Origin of the sequence: Streptomyces atriruber, assembly GCF_001418325.1 — a bacterium.
GTDB classification, from domain to species: Bacteria; Actinomycetota; Actinomycetes; order Streptomycetales; family Streptomycetaceae; genus Streptomyces; species Streptomyces atriruber.
Genome location: NZ_LIPN01000501.1, coordinates 1 through 8064 on the forward strand (window position 1 = coordinate 1; position 8064 = coordinate 8064).

General features: G+C 70.2%; 7 protein-coding genes. 4 read left to right on the top strand and 3 right to left on the bottom strand.

Annotated features, from left to right (window positions below; all coding sequences use genetic code 11):
* Window positions 1–79 precede the first annotated feature (79 nt).
* Window positions 80–1162 carry a DUF1996 domain-containing protein gene (locus AOK03_RS37030; protein WP_055569764.1) on the bottom strand — a complete coding sequence of 361 codons (1083 nt, stop codon included), beginning with the start codon at window positions 1160–1162 and terminating at the stop codon, window positions 80–82.
* A 364-nt stretch (window positions 1163–1526) separates the two neighbouring features.
* Between AOK03_RS37030 and AOK03_RS37035 the strand changes: the two genes are divergently transcribed.
* Window positions 1527–3293, top strand: a complete 1767-nt coding sequence (locus AOK03_RS37035) for a hypothetical protein (protein WP_055569765.1) — start codon at window positions 1527–1529, stop codon at window positions 3291–3293.
* 75 nt (window positions 3294–3368) lie between these two features.
* Here the strand turns inward: AOK03_RS37035 and AOK03_RS37040 are convergent, their stop codons facing one another.
* Window positions 3369–4556, bottom strand: coding sequence for a 4-hydroxybenzoate 3-monooxygenase (locus AOK03_RS37040; RefSeq protein ID WP_055569766.1), 1188 nt, complete (start codon window positions 4554–4556; stop codon window positions 3369–3371).
* Window positions 4557–4599: 43 nt separating this feature from the next.
* Window positions 4600–5151, bottom strand: coding sequence for an AAA family ATPase (locus AOK03_RS37045; RefSeq protein WP_055569767.1), 552 nt, complete (start codon window positions 5149–5151; stop codon window positions 4600–4602).
* Window positions 5152–5542: 391 nt separating this feature from the next.
* On the opposite strand from AOK03_RS37045, the gene AOK03_RS37050 reads away from it, so the two are divergent.
* The 3 genes from AOK03_RS37050 (at window position 5543) to AOK03_RS43295 (ending at window position 8037) form a co-directional block, all read left to right on the top strand.
* Window positions 5543–6184 (top strand): carbonic anhydrase, encoded by a 642-nt coding sequence (locus tag AOK03_RS37050; RefSeq protein WP_055569768.1) that lies wholly within the window; start codon window positions 5543–5545, stop codon window positions 6182–6184.
* A 53-nt stretch (window positions 6185–6237) separates the two neighbouring features.
* Window positions 6238–7758, top strand: coding sequence for a SulP family inorganic anion transporter (locus AOK03_RS37055; protein WP_055569769.1), 1521 nt, complete (start codon window positions 6238–6240; stop codon window positions 7756–7758).
* 126 nt (window positions 7759–7884) lie between these two features.
* On the top strand, window positions 7885–8037 hold the full coding sequence (locus AOK03_RS43295) for a hypothetical protein (RefSeq protein WP_167355684.1): 153 nt from the start codon (window positions 7885–7887) through the stop codon (window positions 8035–8037).
* The last annotated feature ends 27 nt before the right edge of the window (window positions 8038–8064 follow it).

Genomic DNA, 8064 nt, shown 5'->3' on the forward strand with positions numbered 1-8064 from the left:
GGCTGGTGCTGGCTGCCAGGGGGGGGGGCGGCCCGACGCGGGTCGGCGTCGGGCCGAAGGCCTCGAACGAGCGGTGTGGTCAAGGCAGTTCGTAGTTCTCGTCGAGCGCTGCGCCCGCTTCGGGGTGGGTCTCGTCGTACCCGCGGGCGTTGCACTGCAGCCCGCCGACGACGCAGTGGTCGACCAGGGCCTTGAGCGTCGCGGGGTCCCAGGCGTTGAAGAAGTCGTAGTGGAACGAATGGCCCTCGCCGCTCGCCAGTCTCACCTTCGAGAGGTCACCGTTGACGGGGAACGCCATCTTGAACTCGATCATCGGCAGCGCCACCGGGTGGGACGTCGGGCAGACGTCGTCGTTCGTACCCGCCTTCACCGTCGGGTACGACATATGGCTCTGGTGGTCCGGCGTGTCGAGGTTCTTGCCGTCCCAGCAACTCGGGGCCTGGAAACGGATGTTGAGCTGGGTGTCCGCCGACGTCGGGCAGTTCTTGGGGATGTCGACGTTGAAGTAGCTCTCGCCGCACTCCCACCCCTCGACGAAGCCGGGGTGGCGGCGGAACTCCTCGGCGGTCTGCATCGGGCTGCCGACGACGTAGCGCAGCCCCTCCGGGAACGGGCGCACGCTGGTGTAGTCGGTGACACCCGCCTTGTAGTAGATGACCTGCGGGCCCACCGGAAGGACCGGTTCACCGTTCTCCAGGAGGGTGGGCATCCAGTACGCCGACTTGTCACCGGGCGCCTTGCACGCGGTGTTGCCCCTCTTCAGGGAGTCCGCGGTGCTGTGCGCGTCCGTCGTCGTGTTGCCCATGAAGGTGTGGTCGTGGGACTTGCCCGGCTGGCCCGGATAGACGATCGGGTCGTCCGGCCTGGTGTGCGTCACCGAGCAGTTGGCCTGGAACTCGTGGAAGTAGCGGTGAGGCGGCTCCTTCACCGACGGCCGCACGCCGGTGACCGGCGACTTCGCCGCGATGGTGCCGTCGCCGTCGGGGTCCTCCGCGGCGGCGACCGTGGAGGCCGCCATCGTGTGTCCCTGGTGGTGCGCGGAAGCGGGGGCGGGGGTGGGGGCGGAGTCCGCGCCCGCCGCCATCCCGCCCACCCCCAGCGAGGTCACCAGGAGCGCGCCGGATATCAGTAACCCTGAGACGATCTTCGATCTCCGTGCCATGGAGACCTCCTGCCGAGTCGGTCGGGAACGGATCTGGAATCGAACGGGAATGGAGCGGGAGAGATGCGGGAGAGCGCTCTCCCAATTCGGAGTGTTGCGGTCCTGGCGCGAGCGTGTCAATAGAAAGTGAACGCTTCCGAGCCACCCCCGCGCCACGGCGCCGCTCGCCCCTCGCAACGGCCGCACACCACGGACCCCAACCACCAACTGGGTTTGTACAGCGGTTTTTTGAACTGCCAGCAGGGACAACACCGGCAACTACCGAGCAACCTCTTGACGCGCCCCTCACTCGGATGAACTATTCCCGGTCAAGAGAGCGCTCCCTCGGCCCCTGATCGTTCACTTCCTGAAACAGGAGAGCCCCATGCCAACCACCCCCACACGCCGCACCGTTCTGGGCGCCATCGCCGCGTCGGCCGCCGGCGCCGGTCTGGCCACCACCGCCGCCGCCACGCCCGCGGCGGCGCGGACTCCCGCCGCCGCACTGCCGGGCGGCGGCGATCTCGGGCCCAACGTGATCGTCTTCTCGCCCTCCACCTCCGGCATCCAGGCCAGACTCGACCAGATCTTCAAGGAGCAGGAGAGCGCCCAGTTCGGCACCGGGCGCTATGCGCTGTTCTTCAAGCCGGGCACGTACAACGGGCTCAACGCCCAGCTCGGCTTCTACACCTCGATCGCGGGCCTCGGCCTCTCCCCCGACGACACGTCGATCAACGGAGACGTGACCGTCGACGCCGGCTGGTTCAACGGCAACGCCACGCAGAACTTCTGGCGTTCGGCGGAGAACCTCGCGCTCACCCCTGTCAACGGCACCAACCGGTGGGCCGTGGCGCAGGCGGCCCCCTTCCGCCGGATGCACATCAGGGGCGGGCTCAACCTCGCGCCCAACGGCTACGGCTGGGCGAGCGGCGGTTACATCGCCGACAGCAGGATCGACGGCAGCGTGGGCCCGTACTCGCAGCAGCAGTGGTACACCCGCGACAGCTCCGTGGGCGGCTGGCTCAACGCCGTCTGGAACATGGTGTTCTCCGGGGTCGAGGGCGCGCCGGGGCAGAGCTTCCCGAACCCCCCGTACACCACGCTGCAGACCACCCCGATCTCGCGCGAGAAGCCCTTCCTGTACCTCGACGGCGCCAACTACCGGGTGTTCCTGCCGGAGAAGCGGACCAACGCGCGCGGCACGACCTGGGGCAGCGGCACTCCCCGCGGCACGTCACTGCCGCTCGACCAGTTCTACGTCGCCAAGCCGGGCACCAGCGCCGCCACGATGAACGCGGCCCTCGCCCAGGGCCTCCACCTGCTGCTGACGCCCGGCATCTACCACCTGGACCGCGCCGTCGAGGTGAACCGCGCCAACACCGTGGTGCTCGGGCTCGGCTACGCGACGCTGGTGCCCGACGGCGGCGCGTCCGCCATGAAGGTCGCCGACGTGGACGGGGTGCGGCTCGCCGGATTCCTCATCGACGCCGGGCCGGTCAACTCCACCGTGCTGCTCCAGGTCGGGCCGCAGGGTTCGGCCAAGGACCACTCCGCCAACCCGATCACCGTCCAGGACGTGTTCATCAGGATCGGCGGCGCCGGACCCGGCAAGGCCACGCTCAGCATGGAGGTCAACAGCCGTCACACGATCATCGACCACACCTGGGTGTGGCGCGCCGACCACGGTGCCGGAGTGGGCTGGGAGACCAATCGCGCGGACCACGGGGTGCACGTCCGCGGTGACGACGTCCTGGCGACCGGCCTGTTCGTGGAGCACTTCAACAAGTACGACGTGCGGTGGTCCGGACAGCGGGGGCGCACGATCTTCTACCAGAACGAGAAGGCGTACGACGCACCCGACCAGGCCGCGATCCAGGACGGGAACGTCAAGGGCTTCGCCGCCTACAAGGTCGACGGCTCCGTGACGTCCCACGAGGGCTGGGGCATGGGCAGCTACTGCAACTACACCTCGGACCCCTCGATCCGCCAGGACCACGGCTTCGCCGCTCCGCGGACATCCGGCGTCAAGTTCCACGACCTCCTGGTCGTGTCGCTCGGAGGCAAGGGGCAGTACGAGCACGTCATCAACGACACCGGGTCCGCCACGTCGGGCAGCTCGACCGTGCCCTCGACGGTGGTCTCCTATCCCTGATCCGCGTCGCGGCAGGGTGCTCCGACGGGGGTGGGGCACCGCGGCCGATGAGGCTCCGCCCGTGCGCTGTCCGGGTCAGCCGGGCCATCCCGTGTAGGCCTCGGCGAGGTACGTCGATCCGGCCGCGGAGTCCACCACGGCGGCCAGCTCGCCCAGCTGGCGGCGCACATCGAAGTCCGTGGCATCGGGCGACCGGTGCAGCATCGACGTCATCCAGTAGGAGAAGTGCTGGGCCCGCCATACGCGGCGCAGCGCCCGGGGTCCGTACGTGTCCAGGGCGCTGCGGTCACGCCTGCGGACGGCGCTCTCCACCGCTTCGGCGAGCACCCGCACGTCGGCCAGGGCGAGGTTGAGCCCCTTCGCCCCGGTCGGCGGGACGGTGTGGGCGGCGTCCCCGGCCAGCAGCATGCTGCCGTAGCGCATCGGCTCGCACACCAGGCTGCGGAAGCGCAGGACCGAGCGGTCCGTGACGGGCCCCTCCTTGAGGGAGAAGCCGTCCGGACCGTCCACCCTCGCCTGCAGTTCCGCCCAGATCCGGTCGTCGGACCAGTTTGCCGGGTCCTCGTCCGGGTCGCACTGGAAGTACATGCGCTGGACGGTCTCGGTGCGCTGGCTGATGAGTGCGAAGCCCTGTCGGGAGTGGGTGTAGACGAGTTCGGCGGCGCTGGGCGGCGCCTCGACGAGGACGCCGAACCAGGCGAAGGGGTACGCGCGGAAGTAGTGCGTGCGCGATGCCTCGGGCACCGCGGACCGGCACACGCCGTGCGCCCCGTCGGCACCGACCAGGATGTCGCACCGCACCTCGCCGGGCCGCCCGTCGGCGTCGTCGAACAGGATCCCCGGGCGTTCCGTCGTCAGGTCGACGACCCGGGTTCCCGTGATGCCGAAGCGGACGTCCGCGCCGTCACGCTCGCGGGCGTCGGCGAGGTCGGTGAACACGTCGGTCTGCGGGTAGAGCCACACGCTCTCGCCGACCAGCTCCTGGAAGTCGATCCGATGGCCGACGCCTTCGAACCGCAGCTCGATGCCTGCGTGCCGTCGCCCGTCGCGCAGGACGCGGTCGGAGACTCCGGTGCCGGTGAGCAGCCGGACGCTGTCGGCCTCCAGGATCCCCGCCCGGCTGGTGCCCTCGATCTGCGCCCGGGTGCGGTGGTCGACCACGACCGAGTCGATGCCCCCGCGCGCCAGGAGGTGGGAGAGCATGAGGCCCGCGGGGCCCGCGCCGACGATGCCGACCGTGGTGCGCGTGAGGTCTGGGGCCATGGCTCGTCCCTTCGGGGATCCCGTCCGCCGCCGGACGGATGCGTCAGCTGTTCGCCAGGATGGCGTCTACCGTCTCGTCCAGGGACAGCCCGGAGCTGTCGAACCACTCGCCCTCGCCCCGGAGTTCGCTCCGCATGGCCTCGTCGAGGAACGACCAGTCGTCGGCGAGGACCTTGTCCCGTGCGGTGAGCCGCCGCGAGACGACGTCCATCGACGGGGCAAGGACGATCAGGCGCAGCGGCAGGTCCTTGAGGTGCTCCCGGTAGAACTCGAGGTGCGCGCGCCGGACGACCACGTCGTCGATGACGGGAACGACCCCGGCGGCGTGGAAGCTGCGGGCGAGGACCGCTCCATTGCGTGCGCGCAGGAGGAGTTGGCGGTCGGCCTCGACGTCCTCCTCGGGTTTGGGCAGGTGGTTCCCCGAGACGATCAGGTCCTGGAGGTGGTCGCCCTCGATGTGCGCGCCGAGGGGGAACCTGCGGGCGAGCGCGTCCGACACGGAGCTCTTTCCCGAGCCCGGGATGCCCACGACGAGGAACACGTGCGGCGCCGGTTCCGTGTCGACGACTTGTCCCTGGAACGAAGTGTCCGGCATGCTTCCCCACTTTCCGACCGCTCACGACTCGTCTGCGTCGTCAGCCTATGTCCGGCGGACGGCCGCCCGCTGCCGGGTCGGTGCGAGTGCAACGCGGCGCGAACAAATCTGCTTCACATCACGCACACAATCTGCACCGCGATCTTTACCCAACGGTTGATTGCTGGACCAATTCCCTGTTCAGGGGCTGTAATTACTCATTCTTTGGCAAGATTTTGCTCTGTCATCCATCGGTAATGCGATGGCAAAGTGATGGTCACGACGGCCGTCCAGGCTGTCACCGGGGCGACAGGCGCCCACCGTCACGGCGGGCCAGTGCCGCCCCGCCGTCACCATCGACCCGACCACACCGCGTCCCGGCCCGCCGGAGCGACGCAGGAGGCAGGCCACCTTGAAAACACTGATCGACAACGCCCGTTCGTTCGCCACGACACACGTGGCGGACCCCCGGAACGCAGCGGCCTTCCAGGCCCTCGAGGCCGGGCAGTCACCCGAAGCCCTGTTCGTCACGTGCTCCGATTCGCGCGTCGTTCCGGCCCTGATCACTGGAGCACGCCCCGGCGAGCTCTTCGAACTCCGTACCGCGGGCAATGTCGTCCCGCCCTACCCCACGGCCGCACCCGAAGGCCGCGTCGACGGCCCCATGAGCGAGGCGGCCACCATCGAGTACGCGGTGTGCGTGCTCGGAGTCCGCGACATCGTCGTCTGCGGGCACTCGCACTGCGGTGCGGTGGGAGCCCTGGTGCGGCGCGAAGACCTCTCGGCGGTCCCGGCCGTGCGCGACTGGCTGGAGCACTCCGTCGCCCCGGACGCCGCCCTGCGCTCACTGGCTGCGAACTCCCCCGACGTGTCGGAAGCCGTGCAGACGCACGTACTGGCGCAGGTCGAGAGGCTGCGGGCGTACCCCTGCGTGCAGGAGCGGGTCGCCGACGGCTCCCTCACCCTGCACGCCTGGTACTACGAAGTCCACACGGGCACCGTCTCCGCCCACCGCCCGCCGGACACCGGGAGGCCTTCGTTCAGTCCCCTGTGAGCGCCGCCGCGATCCTCTGACCGGCCCGCACCCACGACAGGACCCCCACCCTCATGTCCACCCTTCCCTCTCCTCCCTCCCCCCTGCGCGAGCCCTTCCGCGCACTGCGCGAGCCGGGCGTACTGCGCCGGGACATCCTCGCCTCACTCGTCGTCTTCCTCGTGGCCCTGCCGCTCTGCGTCGGTGTCGCGGTCGCCTCGGGCGTACCGGCCGAACTGGGCCTGGTCACCGGCATCGTCGGCGGCATCGTCGTCGGCTGTCTGCCGGGCAGCGCCCTGCAGGTGAGCGGTCCCGCCGCCGGACTGACCGTGCTCGTCTTCGAGGCCGTGCGCGAGTTCGGGCTCAGCATGCTCGGCGCGATCGTGCTGCTCACCGGCGCGCTCCAGATCGCCCTCGGCCTGCTCCGCTGCGGCCGTTGGTTTCGCGCGATATCCGTCTCCGTCGTCCAGGGCATGCTGGCGGGCATCGGCCTCGTGCTGATCTTCGGCCAGCTCTACACCATGGCCGGGGCGAAGCAGCCGCTCTCCGGCATCGACAAGATCACCGGCCTGCCCGGGCTGCTCGCCGACACCGTCGGGGACACCACGGCGCTGACCGCCGCGGCCGTCGGACTCGGCACGATCGCCGTCCTCGTGCTGTGGCCGAAGCTGCCCTCCGCGGCCCGCGCCGTGCCCGCCCCACTGGCCGCCGTGGCCCTCGCCACGGCCGTGACCGCCGGGTTCGGCCTCGACGTGGCGAACGTTTCGGTGCGCGGCATGGTCGACGCCATCCAGCCGCCGGGGTTCGGCGATCTCGCGGAGCTCGGCAGCATGGCCGTGCTCGGCACGGTCCTCGCCTTCACGCTGATCGCGTCGGCCGAGTCGCTGTTCAGCGCGGCGGCCGTGGACCGCATGCACGACGGGCCCCGCACGCACTACGACAAGGAGCTCGTCGCCCAGGGCGTCGGCAACACGGTGTGCGGCGTGCTCGGCGCCCTGCCGATGACCGCGGTCATCGTCCGCAGCTCCGCCAACGTCCAGGCGGGCGCCCGCACGCCGCTCTCCCGGATCCTGCACGGCGTGTGGCTCCTGCTGTTCGCGGTGCTCCTGCCGGCCGCGCTCGGCGTCATCCCGCTGGCGGCGCTGGCCGGTGTGCTGGTGCACGCGGGCTGCAAACTGATCCCCGTCAAGGAGATCGTCCCGCTCGCCCGCGCCCACCGCGGCGAGGCGGTCGTCCTCGCCGTCACGGCGATCGCCATCGTGGTGACCAACATGTTCGAGGGCGTCGTCCTCGGTCTGGTGCTCGCGGTGGCCAAGTCCGCCTGGGACACCTCCCATGTCCAGGTGGACGTAAGGGAGTTGTCCGACGGCCGGATGGTGGTGACCCTCACCGGGAACGCCACGTTCCTGCGGCTCCCCCGCATCCTGGAGACGCTGGAAGCCATGCCTCAGGACCGGCCCATCGAGCTGGACCTGACGGAGGTCCGCCACCTGGACCACGCCTGCCGCACGACGCTGGAGAACTGGGCGCTGCGGCACAACGACAGCGGCACGGAAGCCGTCCGCATGAAGACGCTTCCGGTGGCCAAGGCCTGACGGCCCTCGCACGCCACCCGCCGCTCACCGTTTCCCCCCTGCTCCGGGGGCCGGGCATCGAACGCCCGGCCCCCGGTGTCCCACCCCCCTCGGCACAGCGTGCCGACCAACCATGGAGGTTTCACCGTGGAACAGCTCATCAAGCGCATGACGCAGGAGTCCGTGTGGCAGAAGTGGGTCGCCGTCAACTCGGCCCAGGGCGCGAAGGACGGCTGCATCAGCGCCACGCCGAAGAGCGGCTGCATCAGCGCCGCCGGCAAGACCGGCTGTATCTCCTGACCTGTTGACCCGGCGGGCGGTGGCGGC

Coding starts and splice junctions, on each gene's coding strand:
- AOK03_RS37030 (WP_055569764.1), bottom strand. CDS start 1,162: ATGGCACGGAGATCGAAGATCGTCTCAGGGTTACTGATATCCGGCGCG.
- AOK03_RS37035 (WP_055569765.1), top strand. CDS start 1,527: ATGCCAACCACCCCCACACGCCGCACCGTTCTGGGCGCCATCGCCGCG.
- AOK03_RS37040 (WP_055569766.1), bottom strand. CDS start 4,556: ATGGCCCCAGACCTCACGCGCACCACGGTCGGCATCGTCGGCGCGGGC.
- AOK03_RS37045 (WP_055569767.1), bottom strand. CDS start 5,151: ATGCCGGACACTTCGTTCCAGGGACAAGTCGTCGACACGGAACCGGCG.
- AOK03_RS37055 (WP_055569769.1), top strand. CDS start 6,238: ATGTCCACCCTTCCCTCTCCTCCCTCCCCCCTGCGCGAGCCCTTCCGC.